We start from the raw sequence: 15,654 nt of genomic DNA, 5'->3' as shown, positions 1-15,654 counted from the left end.
GAGGCGGTGCCGCTCGGTCCTCAGCCCTCAGTCCTCGGCCGCCGCCGTGTTCGCGGCGGTCTTCTTCGCCGCCGTCTTCTTCGCCGCCGTCTTCTTCGCGGCCGCGGTCGTCGTCTTCTTCGCCGTCGTCTTGGCCGCCGTCTTCTTCGCGGCGGTCTTCTTGGCCGTGGAGGCCGTCTTCTTCGCCGCGGTCTTCTTGGCGGGGGCCTTCTTCGCGGTCTTCTTGGCCGGGCCCTTGGCCCGCTTCTCCGCGAGCAGCTCGAAGCCGCGCTCCGGCGTGATCGTCTCCACGCTGTCGCCCGACCGCAGGGTCGCGTTGGTCTCGCCGTCGGTGACGTACGGACCGAAGCGGCCGTCCTTGACCACGACCGGCTTGGCGCTGACCGGGTCCTCGCCCAGCTCCTTCAGCGGGGGCTTGGCCGCCGCCCGGCCGCGCTGCTTGGGCTGGGCGTAGATCGCCAGCGCCTCTTCCAGCGTGATCGTGAAGAGCTGGTCCTCGGTCTGCAGGGACCGCGAGTCCGTGCCCTTCTTCAGGTACGGGCCGTAGCGGCCGTTCTGCGCGGTGATCTCGACGCCCTCGGCGTCCGCGCCGACGACCCGCGGCAGCGACATCAGCTTCAGCGCGTCGTCGAGCGTCACGGTGTCCAGGGACATCGACTTGAAGAGCGAGGCCGTGCGCGGCTTGACCGCGTTCTTGCCGGTCTTCGGGGTGCCCTCGGGGAGGATCTCCGTGACGTACGGACCGTAGCGGCCGTCCTTGGCGACGATCTGGTGGCCGGTCACCGGGTCGGCGCCCAGCTCGAAGTCGCCGCTCGGCTTGGCGAGCAGTTCCTCGGCGAGTTCGACGCTCAGCTCGTCGGGGGCCAGGTCGTCCGGGATGTCGGCGCGCTGGTGGGAGTCGGTGTCCTTCTCGCCGCGCTCGATGTACGGGCCGTAGCGGCCCACGCGCAGCACGATGCCGTTGCCGACCGGGAACGACGACACCTCGCGCGCGTCGATCGCGCCCAGGTCGGTCACCAGTTCCTTGAGACCGCCGAGGTGGTCGCCGTCGCCGTTGCCGGCGTCCGCGGCACCGCCCTCGCCCGTGCCCTCGCCGAAGTAGAACCGCTTCAGCCACGGCACGGCCCGCGCCTCGCCGCGCGCGATGCGGTCGAGGTCGTCCTCCATCCGGGCGGTGAAGTCGTAGTCGACCAGCCGGCCGAAGTGCTTCTCCAGGAGGTTCACCACGGCGAAGGACAGGAAGGACGGCACCAGCGCGGTGCCCTTCTTGAACACATAGCCGCGGTCGAGGATCGTGCCGATGATCGACGCGTACGTCGACGGGCGGCCGATCTCGCGCTCCTCCAGCTCCTTGACCAGGCTGGCCTCGGTGTAGCGGGCCGGGGGCTTGGTGGCGTGCCCGTCGACCGTGATCTCCTCGGCGCCGAGCGCGTCGCCCTCGGCGACCTGCGGCAGCCGGCGCTCGCGGTCGTCCAGCTCGGCGTTCGGGTCGTCGGCGCCTTCGACGTACGCCTTCAGGAAGCCGTGGAAGGTGATCGTCTTGCCGGACGCGCTGAACTCGACGTCCCGGCCGTCGGCAGCCCGGCCGCCGATCTTCACCGTGACGGAGTTCCCGGTCGCGTCCTTCATCTGGGAGGCGACGGTCCGCTTCCAGATCAGCTCGTACAGCTTGAACTGGTCACCGGTCAGACCGGTCTCGGCGGGCGTGCGGAAGCGGTCGCCCGAGGGGCGGATCGCCTCGTGCGCCTCCTGCGCGTTCTTGACCTTCCCGGCGTACGTACGCGGCTGCGGCGGCAGGTAGTCGGCGCCGTACAACTGCGTGACCTGGGCGCGGGCGGCGGTGACCGCCGTGTCGCTCAGCGTCGTGGAGTCCGTACGCATGTACGTGATGTAGCCGTTCTCGTACAGCTTCTGCGCGACCTGCATGGTGGCCTTGGCGCCGAAGCCGAGCTTGCGGCTGGCCTCCTGCTGGAGCGTCGTCGTACGGAACGGGGCGTACGGCGAGCGGCGGTACGGCTTGGACTCGACGGAGCGGACGGCGAAGGCGGTGTCCGCCAGGGCGGCGGCGAGCGCACGCGCGTTCGCCTCGTCGAGGTGGAGGGTGTTCGCGCTCTTCAGCTGCCCCAGGGAGTCGAAGTCGCGGCCCTGCGCGACACGCCGGCCGTCTACCGTCTGGAGCCGTGCGACCAGGGACGACGGGTCCGAGGCGTCGCCCGCCCGGCCGGTCGAGAAGGTGCCCGTCAGGTCCCAGTACTCGGCGGAGCGGAAGGCGATGCGCTCGCGCTCCCGTTCGACCACGAGCCGGGTCGCCACCGACTGGACGCGGCCCGCCGACAGCCGCGGCATGACCTTCTTCCACAGGACGGGCGAGACCTCGTAGCCGTAGAGGCGGTCGAGGATGCGGCGGGTCTCCTGGGCGTCGACGAGCTTCTGGTTGAGCTGGCGCGGGTTGGCGACGGCGGCCCGGATCGCGTCCTTGGTGATCTCGTGGAAGACCATCCGCTTGACCGGGATCTTCGGCTTCAGCACTTCCTGGAGGTGCCAGGCGATGGCCTCGCCCTCGCGGTCCTCATCGGTGGCGAGGAAGAGCTCGTCGGAGTCCTTCAGCAGGTCCTTGAGCTTCTTGACCTGGGCCTTCTTGTCGGCGTTGACCACATAGATCGGCTGGAAGTCGTGTTCTACGTCCACACCGAGGCGGCGGACCTCACCGGTGTACTTCTCCGGGACCTCCGCGGCCCCGTTGGGAAGGTCACGGATGTGCCCGACGCTCGCTTCGACGACGTAGCCGGGGCCGAGATAGCCCTTGATCGTCTTCGCCTTGGCAGGCGACTCGACGATGACGAGTCGGCGACCGCCCTGTGCGGTATCGCTGGTCGGGGACAACTTCGCTCTTCTCTCCGGTCGACGCTTGGTCTCGCTGTGTCTCGCTGGATCTCCCCAGGCTGTGGCTGCGTTCCCGGGGCCGGGCAGTGCTGACGCTGCGGAGTGTGACGGTACATCCCGCCCCCGTGTCAAACGGGAAAAGCCCGCAACGGCCACTCGAACGGTAACCCGACTACCGCCCTTCCTGCCGCCCGGAGTGCCCACGGACCGGTCGGGGCCGAAGCGGAAGATGATCCACCGGACGCCGGGGACGCCGCGCCGCGCCGGTGTTCACAGCCGCGTCAGGCACCACGTCCCGAGCGCCAGGGACCCCACGGCCGCGCCGGTCGCGAGGGCTGCCGCGAGGCTCTGGCGCACCCCCAGCGCCACGGGTTCGCGACGGCGCGCACGGAGCGCCGTCCACCCCAGCAGCACCGCTCCGAACAGGGCGAACACCGCCCCTGAGAAGATCGCTGGACCGCTTTCCACGTACGTACCCCTCCGCCCCGGATGCCCCCGGTCGGCGAGGCTGGCACCTCCGGGCGACGGGCGGCCCAACCCGGGGTGAACAGGGGGCGGCCGGGCAGCCGCGCGGCCCCTCGGCGACCGCCCGGCGTGCCCCGGCGCACGCCGGAGCGATGACCGAAAAATGGTCGGGCGGGGCCGGAGGCGGCGGTCCGGAGCGGGCGGGGCCCCGCCGGGCGGACTCTGCGCGGGACGGGTCCCTCGGGGCGCGGCGGTCGGCCCGCCGGGGACGGGCCTTCCGGCCGCTGCGCGCCTCTCGGCGCGGCGGTCAGCCCGCCGAGGGCGGTCGGTCCGCCGAGGGCCGGTCAGTCCGCCGAGGGCCGGTCGGCCGGCTCCAGGAAGCCCTGCTCCACCAGCAGGCGGATCTGCGCGGGCGTGCGGTCGCGCAGGAGCACGGGGTCCTCGCCGACGAGCTGGGCGATGGCGTCCAGGATGCGTCCGGCGCTGAGCGTGCCGTCGCAGACACCGGCGAAGCCCGCGCCGACCGTGTCCACGGCGGTGGCCCGGCGCATCCCGCGGTGCTGGCGCAGCACCACGTGCTCCGGGTCCTCGGCGCCGGGCAGCCCGACCTGCTCCTGCACGACCTCACCGACGAGCCGGAAGTGCCGGTCGAGCAGGCCCGCGTCGTCGTGGTCCCGCAGGAAGCCGACGCGGTCGAAGTGCGCGCGCACGGTGTCGCCGAGCGGCTGCTCGACGGGGTGCGGCCACTCCTCCGCGACGACCGAGGGCGCGGCGGAGTCCGTCCGGCGCAGGGTGATCCAGCCGAAGCCGACGGCCCTCACCTTGCGCGCCTCGAACTCCTCCAGCCAGGCGTCGTAGCGCGCCTGGTACTCCGCCGGGTCGGCACGGTGGTCACCGGCGTCGCGCAGCCACAGCTCGGCGTACTGCGTGACGTCCTGCACCTCGCGCTGCACGATCCACGCGTCGCAGCCGCGCGGCACCCACGACCTGAGCCTGTCCTGCCAGTCCTCCCCCTCCGTGTGCTCCCAGTTGGCGAGGAACTGCGCGAACCCGCCCTCGTTCAGCCGCTCCCCCGCCTGCTGAACGAGCGTGCGGCACAGATCGTCCCCGGCCATCCCGCCGTCGCGGTACGTCAGCCGGGCGCCCGGGGAGATCACGAAGGGCGGGTTGGACACGATCAGGTCGAACCGCTCGTCGTCGCGGACCGGCTCGAACAGGGAGCCCTTGCGCAGATCGGCGGCCGGGGCTCCGGACAGCGCGAGCGTGAGGGCGGTGATGTGCAGCGCGCGCGGGTTGAGGTCGGTCGCGGTCACCCGCGTGGCGTGCCGGCTCGCGTGCAGCGCCTGGATGCCGGAGCCGGTGCCGAGGTCCAGCGCGGCGGCGACGGGCGTACGGACCGTGAGACCCGCCAGGGTGGTGGAGGCGCCGCCGACGCCGAGGACGACGCCCTCCTCACGGCTGCCGATGCCGCCCGCGCCGCCGACCGCGCACCCCAGGTCGGAGACGATGAACCAGTCCTCGCCGTCGAGCCCGGCGTACGGCCGTACGTCCACGGTCGCGGCCAGCTCGTCCCCGCCGGCGCGCGCCAGCCAGCCGGTCTCCAGGCAGGCGTCTACGGGCAGGACGTCCACCACGCGCGCGTGCGGCACGGGCTGCTGGAGCAGGAAGAGCCGGACGAGCAGTTCGAGCGGGGTGTCCCCGCGCGTGGCGCGGAGCGCGGGCACGGTCTCGCTGCGGGCGAGCGCCGCGTACGCGGGCGCGCCGAGCAGTTCGAGCAGCCCGTCGGCGGTGAACGACGCGCCGAGCAGGGCGTCGCGGAGCCGGGCGGCGACGTCGGGGCGGTCGGCCGCGGGCAGGGCCGCCGGGCCGGCCGGGGCCTCGGGGGTGGCGGGGGCGGTCGAGACGTTCGGGGCGGGCACGCTGGAGTCACTCACGCACCCATTGTGTCGGCTCCCACCGACATCGCACACGCGCACCGCACGCCCCGGCACGGCACGCGCGCGCGTGCCGATGCGGTCGCCGGGGCGGCGGTGCGGTGGCGGTGCGGCAGCGGCGGCTCAGCCGTTCGCGGGCGACGCGGTCGCGGAGGCGGTGGACGAGGCGGACTTGCAGCTCGGCTGCCCGGCCATGGCCTTGCCGACGTCGCCCTCCTCCAGGTTCTTCAGCGCGTCGTTGCCCGTCCTGCTCAGCTTGTCGAGCTGGGTGGCGATGTCCTTGAGCCCGTCCGCGAACTTGGCCTGGTCCTTGGTGTCGAGCTTGTCGACCTGCTCCTTGAGCGAGGCGTAGGAGGCACCGAGGTCGTTGAGCTCCTTGACCGCGTCCTGCTGCTTCTTCTGCCCGCCCTCGACATCGGGCGCGCCGGCCTTGTTCACGGCGGCGCCGATCGCCTTGTAGGCGTCGGACATGTCCTGGAATGCCTGTGCGTCCGTCTCCTGGACCGTCTTCGTCGGGGTGTTGTCCGAGGTCTGCTTCTGGATCGCGGCGCTGGCGGCCTGGATCTTCTTCGCCTGCGGCTGGACACCGTCGCACACCTGCTTGGCCCAGGTGTTCAGCGCGTCGTTCTTGCCGTCGTCGCTGCTGCCGGAGCATCCCGTCAGTGCCAGTGCCAGTACCGCACCGCCGGACAGGGCGGCCGCGAGCTTCTTGTTCACCGGATCGGTCCCTTCCATGGCTCTCGGCCCCGGAACATACACGGCGATCGCACGGCCGCCGTGGCCCGGTGACCCCTTACGTGCCGTCTTGCAGCCATTTGCACCAAGCGAGAGAAGGCTCACGGCCTCACGACACGCGCGGCGGGCCAGTACCCCGGACACGCCGCGGGCGGACGGCGCGTCGAACGCGCCGCCCGCCCGCTCACGAGCCGGACCGTGCCGTACGGCCCCGTGCGCCCCCTTACGAGACCACCGCGGGGTCGGCCGGCTTGGACACCCGTTCGGCGCTGTCCTCGTCGTCGCCCACGGCGATACCGCGCCGCTTGGAGACGTAGACCGAGCCGACGATGACGAGCAGCGCGAGGATCGCGATCAGGACGCGCACGCCGATGCTCTTGTCGTCGCCGTAGGAGAACTTGATGACCGCGGGCGCGATGAGCAGCGACACGAGGTTCATCACCTTCAGCAGCGGGTTGATCGCCGGGCCCGCGGTGTCCTTGAACGGGTCGCCGACCGTGTCGCCGATCACCGTGGCGGCGTGGGCCTCGCTGCCCTTGCCGCCGTGGTGGCCGTCCTCGACCAGCTTCTTGGCGTTGTCCCAGGCACCGCCGGAGTTGGCGAGGAACACCGCCATCAGCGTGCCCGCGCCGATGGCGCCCGCGAGATAGGCGCCGAGCGCGCCGACCCCGAGCGTGAACCCGATGAAGATGGGCGCCATCACGGCCAGCAGTCCGGGCGTGGCGAGTTCGCGCAGGGCGTCCTTGGTGCAGATGTCGACGACGCGCCCGTACTCCGGCTTCTCGGTGTAGTCCATGATCCCGGGGTGCTCGCGGAACTGGCGCCGCACCTCGAAGACCACCGACCCCGCCGACCGCGACACCGCGTTGATCGCCAGCCCCGAGAAGAGGAAGACGACCGCGGCCCCGGCGATGAGCCCGACCAGGTTGTTGGGCTGGGAGATGTCCATGATCAGGGTCATCGGCGCGCCGGGCCCGGACAGCTTGGCGCCGACGTCGCTCGCGCCGGTGGTGATGGCGTCGCGGTACGAACCGAACAGCGCCGACGCCGCGAGGACGGCGGTGGCGATGGCGATGCCCTTGGTGATGGCCTTGGTGGTGTTGCCGACCGCGTCCAGGTTGGTGAGCACCTGGGCGCCCGCGCCCTCGACGTCACCGGACATCTCGGCGATGCCCTGGGCGTTGTCGGAGACCGGTCCGAAGGTGTCCATGGCGACGATCACGCCGACCGTGGTGAGCAGGCCGGTGCCGGCCAGCGCCACCGCGAACAGCGCCAGCATGATCGATGTGCCGCCGAGCAGGAACGCCCCGTACACGCCGAGGCCGATCAGCAGCGCGGTGTAGACGGCCGATTCCAGTCCGAGGGAGATACCGGCGAGGACGACGGTGGCCGGGCCGGTGAGCGAGGTCTTGCCGATGTCGCGGACCGGCCGCCGGGTGGTCTCGGTGAAGTACCCGGTCAGCTGCTGGATCACGGCGGCCAGCAGGATGCCGATGCCCACCGCGACCAGGGCGAGGATCCGCGGGTCGCCGTCCTTGCCGCGGATCGCCGCGTCGGTGACGCCGGTGAGACCGGCGTACGTGGACGGCAGGTAGGTGTAGACGGCCGCCGCCACCAGGGCGAGGGAGATCACCGCGGAGATGAAGAAGCCGCGGTTGATCGCGCTCATGCCGCTGCGGTCGCTGCGGCGCGGGGCCACCGCGAAGATGCCGATCATGGCGGTGACCACACCGATGGCGGGCACCAGCAGCGGGAAGGCGAGTCCGTCGTTGCCGAAGGCGGCCTTGCCGAGGATGAGCGCGGCGACCAGCGTGACCGCGTACGACTCGAAGAGGTCGGCCGCCATGCCCGCGCAGTCGCCGACGTTGTCGCCCACGTTGTCGGCGATGGTCGCGGCATTGCGCGGATCGTCCTCCGGAATGCCCTGCTCGACCTTGCCGACCAGGTCGGCGCCGACGTCGGCGGCCTTGGTGAAGATGCCGCCGCCCACTCGCATGAACATGGCGATCAGCGCCGCGCCGAGGCCGAAGCCCTCCAGCACCTTCGGCGCGTCCGCCGCGTAGACCAGCACCACGCAGGAGGCGCCCAGCAGGCCGAGCCCCACCGTGAACATGCCGACGACGCCGCCCGTTCGGAAAGCGATCTTCATGGCTTTGTGCGAGACGGCGGTGAGATCCTTTTCCGGTTCGCCCTGCGCGGGAGTCGCCTCCCGGGCGGCGGCGGCCACACGCACATTGCTGCGCACGGCGAGCCACATGCCGATATAACCGGTGGCCGCCGAGAACCCGGCACCGATCAGGAAGAACACCGACCGTCCGGCGCGCTGATTCCAGTCGTCGGCGGGCAGCAGCAGGAGCAGGAAGAACACCACGACGGCGAATACGCCGAGGGTGCGCAGCTGGCGGCCCAGATAGGCGTTCGCACCTTCCTGGACCGCTTCCGCGATCTTCTTCATGCTGTCGGTGCCCTCGCCGGCCGCGAGCACCTGGCGCACCAGGACGCCCGCGACCAAGAGTGCGGCCACCGCGACCGCGGCGATGACCGCCACGATGATCCGATTGTCATCGGTCAGTACCGCGGCTGCGAAAGTTGTCGGTTGAGCCGACTGATGAGGGGTAGAAAGCCCCGCCATTCGTCCTCCTTGACGCTTGGGCTGAGCTCAAGATGTGGACGGATTGTAGGGAGCGAAACCCGAACTAAACAGTGTGCGGTAAATGGAATCAGCCGTCACACGGCTCTCAGCAAAAGATCGCCGCCCGACAGGTGACCCGAAAGCGGTAACGCCTCAAAAGCATTGACCCTTGATCCATTATCAGGTTAATCGATCGTGAATTAATTCACGAAATGCTGCCGGTCCGCCGCGGGATCGGCCGAATGGGCCGGTCGAAAGGCCCGTTCGAGAGAGCCGGTCGTGGACGGCGCCCCCCGCCCCGGACATGCCGAAGGGCCCCGTGGCCGGGGCCCTTCGGCACAAACGGAACAGACAGAACAGACAGAACAGACAGAACAGACAGAACAAACGCAACAAATGGAACAGATGAACGAAAACGGAGCGAGGGGTGGAGACGGAGGCGGGTCGCGCACGTACGCGCGATCGGCTCAGGAGAGCACGGCGTCCGCCGAAGCGGTCGGCCAGGTCATCTTGATCAGCCCGCCGTCCTCGCCCGCCGAGACCTCGACGTCGTCGACGAGGCCGCTGATGACCGCGAGGCCCATCTCGTCCTCCTCGGCGTCCGCGTCGTCCACGGCGCCCGGGGCCTCCCCCGGATGGTGCGGAGCGTGCCGGGCCTCGTCGCCGACCTCGATGGAGAACTGCTTCTCCTCCTCGGTCAGCACCACCGTCACCGGCGCCGCGATCCCATTGCTCTGATGCAGCCCGACGGCACGGGAGCAGGCCTCACCGACGGCGAGCCTGACCTCGTCGAGGACGGCCTCGTCGACCCCCGCCCTGCGCGCCACCGCTGCCGCCACCAGCCGGGCGGTCCTGACGTGCTCCGGCAGCGCGCTGAAGCGGAGTTCGACGGTGGCCATGCATCCCCCTAGGAGCTACGGGCGTGCGGTCGGGAGACCGGGCCGCCGAGCCCGGCTCCCCGCAGGAACGTCTTCCGCCCCGGACTCCGGCCCGGGACCGGCGGTCAGTCGGTCGCCGCCACCGCTTCGTCGACCGAGGTGTGGATGGGGAACACCTTGGTCAGACCGGTGATACGGAAGATCTTGAGAATGCGCTCCTGGTTGCAGACCAGGCGCAGCGAGCCCTCGTGGGCACGCACTCGCTTCAGACCGCCGACCAGTACGCCGAGACCGGTGGAGTCGAGGAAGTCCACCCCCTCCATGTCGACGACGAGGTGGAAATTCCCGTCGTTCACCAGCTCGACCAGCTGCTCGCGCAGCTTGGGCGCGGTATATACGTCGATTTCGCCACCGACCTCGACGACCGTACGATCGCCGACGGTACGGGTCGACAGGGACAGGTCCACGGATCCTCCAGCACCTTGCTATCGAGCGGTCGCCCATCGGGCACCTCGGCTTGAGGCCCCCGGGACGGTTCGCCAGCCGCGATGGCATTCAATCACTTACCGGCAGGCGTGCACGACGCCTTGGCTCCATTGTCCGTCACGCCGGTGACAGACTCGGTGCCAATGGCCAAGAATCACCGATCCGATCGAACCCCGACGGAGACCGCAACCCGCCTGACGCCGGGCGCGGTTCTGGACCGGCTCGCCTCCGGGCCGAGCCGGGCTGCGCGCATCACTCATACGGAGCACCTGCCCCCGCGAGCGGGTCGTCATGCCGTCTGGCCCGACCGGATTCGTCCGGAGGTCCTGGCCGCCGTCCGAGCCTGCGGGATCGAGCACCCCTGGACCCATCAGGCACAGGCCGCCGAGCACGCCCTCGACGGCGACTCCGTCGTGGTCGCCACCGGCACGGCGTCCGGCAAGTCGCTGGCGTATCTGGTCCCCGTGCTGTCGGCGCTGCTGGCGGGCTCCGAGGCACCGAACGGCCGCGGGGCCACCGCCCTCTATCTGGCCCCCACCAAGGCCCTCGCCGCCGACCAGTGCCGCGCGGTGCGGGAACTCGCCCGGCCGCTGGGCAACGCCGTACGGGCCGCCGTGTACGACGGCGACACACCGGTCGAGGAACGCGAGTGGATCCGCCAGTACGGCAACTACGTGCTGACCAATCCCGACATGCTGCACCGCGGGATCCTGCCGTCCCACCCGCGCTGGTCCTCCTTCCTGCGGTCCCTGAAGTACGTCGTCATCGACGAGTGCCACACCTACCGCGGTGTCTTCGGCTCCCATGTCGCCCAGGTCCTGCGCCGACTGCGCCGGCTGTGCGCGCGCTACGGCGCCTCGCCCGTCTTCCTGCTCGCCTCGGCCACGGCGGCGGAACCCTCGGTGGCCGCCCGCCGCCTCACCGGCCTGCCCGTGGTGGAGGTCGCCGACGACGCGTCGCCCCGCGGTGAACTGGTGTTCGCCCTCTGGGAGCCCCCGCTCACCGAACTGTCGGGCGAGAAGGGCGCCCCGGTCCGCCGCACCGCCACCGCCGAGACCGCCGATCTGCTGACCGACCTCACCCTCCAGGGGGTGCGTTCGGTCGCCTTCGTGCGCTCCCGGCGCGGCGCCGAGCTGATCTCGGTCATCGCCCAGGAACGACTGGCCGAAGTCGACCGGCCCCTGGCCCGGCGCGTCGCGGCCTACCGGGGCGGCTACCTTCCCGAGGAGCGCCGCGCCCTGGAACGCGCCCTGCACTCCGGGGAGCTGCTGGGTCTCGCCGCCACGACCGCCCTCGAACTCGGCGTGGACGTCTCCGGCCTGGACGCCGTGGTCATCGCCGGGTATCCGGGCACCCGGGCCTCCCTGTGGCAGCAGGCGGGCCGGGCGGGTCGCGCCGGACAGGGCGCCCTCGCAGTCCTGGTCGCCCGCGACGACCCGCTGGACACCTTCCTCGTCCACCATCCGGAGGCCCTGTTCGACCAGCCGGTCGAATCCACCGTCCTCGACCCCGACAACCCCTACGTGCTCGCCCCGCACCTGTGCGCCGCCGCCGCCGAGTTGCCGCTGACCGAGGAGGACGTGGAGCTGTTCGGCCCGGCGTGCCCGGAGCTGCTGCCGCAGCTGGAGGCCGCGAAGCTGCTGCGCCGCAGGGCCACGGCCTGGCACTGGACGCGCCGGGAGCGGGCCGCGGACCTCACCGACATCCGCGGCCAAGGCGGACGGCCGGTGCAGGTCGTCGAGGCCGGCACCGGGCGGCTGCTCGGCACGGTCGACGAGGCCGCAGCGCACACGACCGTGCACGAGGGCGCCGTCCACCTGCACCAGGGCCGTACGTATCTGGTGCGCTCGCTCGACCTGGACGACTCGGCCGCCCTGGTCGAGGAGGCGAACCCGCCGTACACGACGGTCGCCCGGGACACGACGGCAATCTCCGTCCTGGAGACCGACGTCACCGTCCCCTGGGGTGACGGCCGCCTGTGCTACGGCTCCGTCGAGGTCACCAATCAGGTGGTCTCCTTCCTGCGCCGCCGGGTCATCACCGGTGAAGTGCTCGGCGAGACCAAACTCGATCTCCCACCGCGCACACTGCGCACCCGCGCCGTGTGGTGGACGGTCACCGAGGACCAGCTCGACGCGGCCCGGATCAACCCGGAGATCCTCGGCGGCGCCCTGCACGCCGCCGAGCACGCGTCGATCGGCATGCTGCCGCTCTTCGCCACCTGCGACCGCTGGGACATCGGCGGAGTCTCCGTCCCGCTGCACCCCGACACGCTCCTGCCGACGGTCTTCGTCTACGACGGCCATCCGGGCGGCGCGGGCTTCGCCGAGCGTGCCTTCCACACCGCCCGGGACTGGCTCGTCGCCACCCGCGAGGCCATCGCCTCCTGCGAGTGCGACGCCGGCTGCCCGTCCTGCATCCAGTCCCCCAAGTGCGGCAACGGCAACGACCCGCTCCACAAGCGCGGCGCCGTCCGGCTGCTCACGGTGCTGCTGAAGGGGGCGCCCGAGCGGCCCGGAGAAGGACCCGGAGAGGGCCCCGGGGAAGGACCGGAAGACCCCGCGGGACGTACGGAGGGAGCCCCGGGCCGGTCGGAAGACGGGGACGGCGCGGACAGCGCGGACAGCGCGGAAGGTGAAGACGGGGCGGGGGCGACGGCTCTCCGGGGCTGATCCCGCCGACGGATCTGCCTGGGGCTCCTGGGCCCTCTGGCTACCCCAGCTCACCTGACCCACCTGACCCACCTGACCCACCCGGTCCGGCTGGTCCGGCTGGTCCGGCTGGTCCGGTGGACCCGCCCTGGCCCGGACCTGTGCCGCGAACGGCCCGTGTCCCGAGGCCGCCGTGACATCCGAGACGTCGCCCACGAGCGCGCACCGGACGAGGCGGGCGCCCTGCGCCCGTGCCACCCGGTCGGCGCGGGCACAGGCCGCGGCACCGCCCAGCGCCCAGTGGTCGGCGGCGGCCAGCGCCGCCAGGTCGGCCGCGCCGGCCGCCCGGTGCCGGACGACCACGGCCTGTCCCAGCGCGAGGCCGGTGCCGAACACCGCGCACAGCAGGGCGATCGCCCCGACGCTCCAGACGGTGGCGGAGCCCCGGTCGCGCTCGGCGAAGCGGCGCGTCATGAAACCTCCTCCCGCCCCTCGCGCACCGCCGCGCCGCTCGACCCGGCCGGCCCTGGCCTCCCGTCCGCCACGGCCGTCACGGCCGCTTCCTCCGCCTCGGCCACGGCCTCCTCCCTCAGCTGGAAGGGCAGCAGGCCCAGCCCCGGGGGCGACGCGCTGACGACCACACGGACCTGCCCCGCCCTCCGGGACACCGTGACCTTCGCGCCGCGAGGCGCCGTCCGGCGGGTCACCAGGACCACCGCGCCGTCCGGGTCCTGGCGGGCGGCCGCCCGCGCCCCGACCCGCGCCGCGTCCACGCACTGGATCTGCGCGAGCACGACGAGCAGCCCCCACACCAGCGTGGTCACCACCAGCACCAGCACGGGCAGGACCATGGCGACCTCCGCCGTCACGAACCCCCGGTCGCCACCGGGCACGCCGCGCCCGTCACGCGCGCCGCCCCGGCGGTGCTCACATCCGGGCACTGAGCGCCCGCTTCACGATGTTCTGGAGCTCCGTCTTGACCTGCCCGCTGGTCACCACCTCGTACAGCAGCACCGCGAACGCCACCGCCGCGATGATGCCCATCGCGTACTCGGACGTGACCATTCCGGTGTCCCTGCGCATACGGACCGCCAGGCCACGCAGCCTTGTCCATGCCGCCTTCGTGTTCATCTCAGCCCCCGTGGGGTGTCGTTCCGTTGTCGTTCGCATCGCTTGTCGCATCAGTCGCATCGGTCATGTCGGTCGCATCGGTCATGTCAGTCGTGTCGGTTGTGTCGGTCGTGTCGTCTGGGTCCTCGTCCTCTCAGCCGCCACCGCCTCTCCACACCCCGCCCGCGAGGCCGATCACCACGGGCAGCACGCCGATGGCGACGAAGGCGGGCAGGAAGCACAGCCCCACCGGTGCGGTGACCAGCACGGCCGCACGCCGGGCACGTGCCGTGGCCGTGCGTCCGCGGTCGGCGCGCACATCGGCGGCCAGCCGAGCCGCCGGGACGGCGGCGGGGAACCCGGACTCACCGGCCCGTTCCAGCAGCCGTGCGAGGGGCGCGGCGCCCGGTATCGCGGCGAGTCCGTGCCAGGCGTCGTCGGCGCCACCGAGCCGCACCTCCGCCGCTCCCCGCGCCAGGGCCTCACCGACCGGTCCTTCCAGGGCCTCTCCCACCGCCTGCGCGGCGATCACCGGACCGGCGCCGGCCGCGATGCAGGCGGCCAGCAGATCGGCGGCGAGCGGAAGCTGCCGGGCGGCCTCGGCCGCGTCGACCCCGGCCTCGGGCCGTGGCCGGTCCCCGGATCGCTGCTGCCACCACCACAGCCCCACCGCACAGGCCAGCCCCGTCACGACGCCCGCCGGTCCCCCGACGAGCATCCAGGCGGCGCCCGCGACAGCCACCGCCGGAACTCTCCGCCGTACGGCGGCCCGCGACACCGGGAGACGTCCGGCGGGCTTCGCCCCTGAGGGACCGTCCGCCACCGGCGGTGAGTGCGCCGCCGGGAAGGCCGCCAGCAGCGAGGCCGTGCGCCGCCGTACCCGCCGCCCCCGGCGCACCGCCAGCAGCCGCCACACCGGAACGCCCAGGGCAGTCGCCACTGCCGCCACCGTCCCCAGCCTGTGGACAACGTTCATGGCGTCCGGCACGCCCGAGCCGCCCGCGTTCACGCCGCCTCCGCCCGTCGCACGATCCCCAGGGCCCACCACAGCCCCATGCCTTCCAGCACGCCCCCGACGAGCAGGCAGCCCATGCCCGCGCCGGTGTGCAGCAGCACATGCAGCGGATCGGCGCCCATGGCCGTACCGAGCAGGAGGCCGAGGGCGGGCAGGCCGGCGAGCATCACCGCCGTCGCGCGGGCGCCCGCCAACTGGGCCCGCAGGTCGGCGCGCTGGTCGCGCTCCGCGCGCAGCGCCGCTTCGAGCCGGTCGAGCCCCGCCGCCAGGCCCGCCCCCTGGTCGACGGCGACCCGCCAGCACGCGGCGAGCCCCCGCAGTCCCCCGGCACCCGGTCGCCGGGCCGCGACGGAAAGCGCGCCGGGCACGTCCCCGCCGAATCGCGCCGCCGCCAGCACGGCCGCCTGGGAGTCCCCGAAGCCGCCCGCGTCCCGGACGGCGCACAGCAGGGCCTGACCCGGCTGCCGCCCGGCCCGTACCTCCCCGGCGAGCGCCCCGCACAGGGCGATCACCGCGTCCGCACGCCGTTCCCGGGCCCGCCGGGCGGCCTGTGCCAGCCGGGCCCTGCGCAGCACGGGCAGCCCGGCCGCCCCCGCGACGACCGGCAGCACGGAGCCGCCCAGCACGGCCAGCAGCAGTCCGGCGGCCGGTGCCCACCACTCGGCCCGCAGCCGAGCGCGCAGCCCCGCCAGCCCGTCACGCAGCCGGGCCTCCAGCGGGGGCGGCGAAGGCACCGCTCCGCCACCGGCGAGCAGCAGGCGGGCCCGCCGCGCCCCGAAGTGCCATCCGCCCAGCAGCCGGACTGCCGCGAGCGCGCACACCAGGGCCGCCGCGACATACACCGACTGCGGGAGGGCCGGCGGCA

Annotated in this window: 12 protein-coding genes and 1 pseudogene; 1 reads left to right on the top strand and 12 read right to left on the bottom strand. The window is 72.5% G+C overall.

Annotated elements, in window-relative coordinates:
- Nucleotides 1-27: 27 nt before the first annotated feature.
- The 7 genes from topA to bldG form a co-directional block, all read right to left on the bottom strand.
- A complete protein-coding gene (gene topA, locus A8713_RS17195) occupies nucleotides 28-2,883 on the bottom strand; it encodes a type I DNA topoisomerase (protein ID WP_064534376.1) in 2,856 nt (951 codons plus the stop codon).
- Nucleotides 2,884-3,153: 270 nt separating this feature from the next.
- Nucleotides 3,154-3,351: a hypothetical protein gene (locus tag A8713_RS17190; RefSeq protein WP_064534375.1), complete on the bottom strand. Its 198-nt coding sequence runs from the start codon at nucleotides 3,349-3,351 to the stop codon at nucleotides 3,154-3,156.
- Between the two features lie 341 nt (nucleotides 3,352-3,692).
- Nucleotides 3,693-5,204 (bottom strand): DUF7059 domain-containing protein, encoded by a 1,512-nt coding sequence (locus tag A8713_RS17185; protein WP_064537555.1) that lies wholly within the window; start codon nucleotides 5,202-5,204, stop codon nucleotides 3,693-3,695.
- 201 nt (nucleotides 5,205-5,405) lie between these two features.
- A complete protein-coding gene (locus A8713_RS17180) occupies nucleotides 5,406-6,017 on the bottom strand; it encodes a hypothetical protein (RefSeq protein ID WP_064534374.1) in 612 nt (203 codons plus the stop codon).
- A 223-nt stretch (nucleotides 6,018-6,240) separates the two neighbouring features.
- A complete protein-coding gene (locus A8713_RS17175) occupies nucleotides 6,241-8,649 on the bottom strand; it encodes a sodium-translocating pyrophosphatase (RefSeq protein WP_064534373.1) in 2,409 nt (802 codons plus the stop codon).
- Nucleotides 8,650-9,116: 467 nt separating this feature from the next.
- The gene (locus A8713_RS17170) at nucleotides 9,117-9,548 is read right to left on the bottom strand and encodes an ATP-binding protein (protein WP_064534372.1); all 432 of its coding nucleotides are present in this window, start codon (nucleotides 9,546-9,548) and stop codon (nucleotides 9,117-9,119) included.
- A 104-nt stretch (nucleotides 9,549-9,652) separates the two neighbouring features.
- Nucleotides 9,653-9,994 (bottom strand): anti-sigma factor antagonist BldG, encoded by a 342-nt coding sequence (bldG, locus tag A8713_RS17165; RefSeq protein WP_009189842.1) that lies wholly within the window; start codon nucleotides 9,992-9,994, stop codon nucleotides 9,653-9,655.
- Between the two features lie 81 nt (nucleotides 9,995-10,075).
- Between bldG and A8713_RS17160 the strand changes: the two genes are divergently transcribed.
- Nucleotides 10,076-12,685, top strand: coding sequence for a DEAD/DEAH box helicase (locus tag A8713_RS17160; RefSeq protein ID WP_237305400.1), 2,610 nt, complete (start codon nucleotides 10,076-10,078; stop codon nucleotides 12,683-12,685).
- A 177-nt stretch (nucleotides 12,686-12,862) separates the two neighbouring features.
- Here A8713_RS17160 and A8713_RS32375 read toward each other — a convergent pair.
- The 5 genes and pseudogenes from A8713_RS32375 to A8713_RS17145 form a co-directional block, all read right to left on the bottom strand.
- A pseudogene (locus tag A8713_RS32375) lies at nucleotides 12,863-13,138 on the bottom strand (Rv3654c family TadE-like protein); the annotation flags it as partial.
- Complete coding sequence (locus tag A8713_RS17155; protein WP_064534370.1) at nucleotides 13,135-13,605, bottom strand: TadE family type IV pilus minor pilin; 471 nt, start codon at nucleotides 13,603-13,605, stop codon at nucleotides 13,135-13,137. The pseudogene A8713_RS32375 and the gene A8713_RS17155, both read right to left, overlap by 4 nt.
- On the bottom strand, nucleotides 13,592-13,795 hold the full coding sequence (locus A8713_RS32370; protein ID WP_078510009.1) for a DUF4244 domain-containing protein: 204 nt from the start codon (nucleotides 13,793-13,795) through the stop codon (nucleotides 13,592-13,594). Before A8713_RS32370 ends, A8713_RS17155 begins: the two co-directional genes overlap by 14 nt.
- A 133-nt stretch (nucleotides 13,796-13,928) precedes the next feature.
- Entirely contained in the window at nucleotides 13,929-14,750 is an 822-nt protein-coding gene (locus A8713_RS17150) for a type II secretion system F family protein (protein WP_064537554.1), read from the bottom strand.
- Between the two features lie 29 nt (nucleotides 14,751-14,779).
- Nucleotides 14,780-15,631, bottom strand: coding sequence for a type II secretion system F family protein (locus tag A8713_RS17145; RefSeq protein ID WP_064537553.1), 852 nt, complete (start codon nucleotides 15,629-15,631; stop codon nucleotides 14,780-14,782).
- Nucleotides 15,632-15,654: the final 23 nt, after the last annotated feature.

The sequence above is a fragment of the Streptomyces sp. SAT1 genome (assembly GCF_001654495.1).
GTDB classification, from domain to species: Bacteria; Actinomycetota; Actinomycetes; order Streptomycetales; family Streptomycetaceae; genus Streptomyces; species Streptomyces andamanensis.
This window is presented reverse-complemented; position numbering and strand designations above follow the sequence as displayed.

Bases quoted from the DNA above. Each gene is read 5' to 3' on its own strand.
- A8713_RS17180 (WP_064534374.1), bottom strand. From the start codon at position 6,017: ATGGAAGGGACCGATCCGGTGAACAAGAAGCTCGCGGCCGCCCTGTCC.
- A8713_RS17175 (WP_064534373.1), bottom strand. From the start codon at position 8,649: ATGGCGGGGCTTTCTACCCCTCATCAGTCGGCTCAACCGACAACTTTC.
- A8713_RS17170 (WP_064534372.1), bottom strand. From the start codon at position 9,548: ATGGCCACCGTCGAACTCCGCTTCAGCGCGCTGCCGGAGCACGTCAGG.
- A8713_RS17160 (WP_237305400.1), top strand. From the start codon at position 10,076: ATGGCATTCAATCACTTACCGGCAGGCGTGCACGACGCCTTGGCTCCA.
- A8713_RS32370 (WP_078510009.1), bottom strand. From the start codon at position 13,795: ATGAACACGAAGGCGGCATGGACAAGGCTGCGTGGCCTGGCGGTCCGT.
- A8713_RS17150 (WP_064537554.1), bottom strand. From the start codon at position 14,750: ATGAACGTTGTCCACAGGCTGGGGACGGTGGCGGCAGTGGCGACTGCC.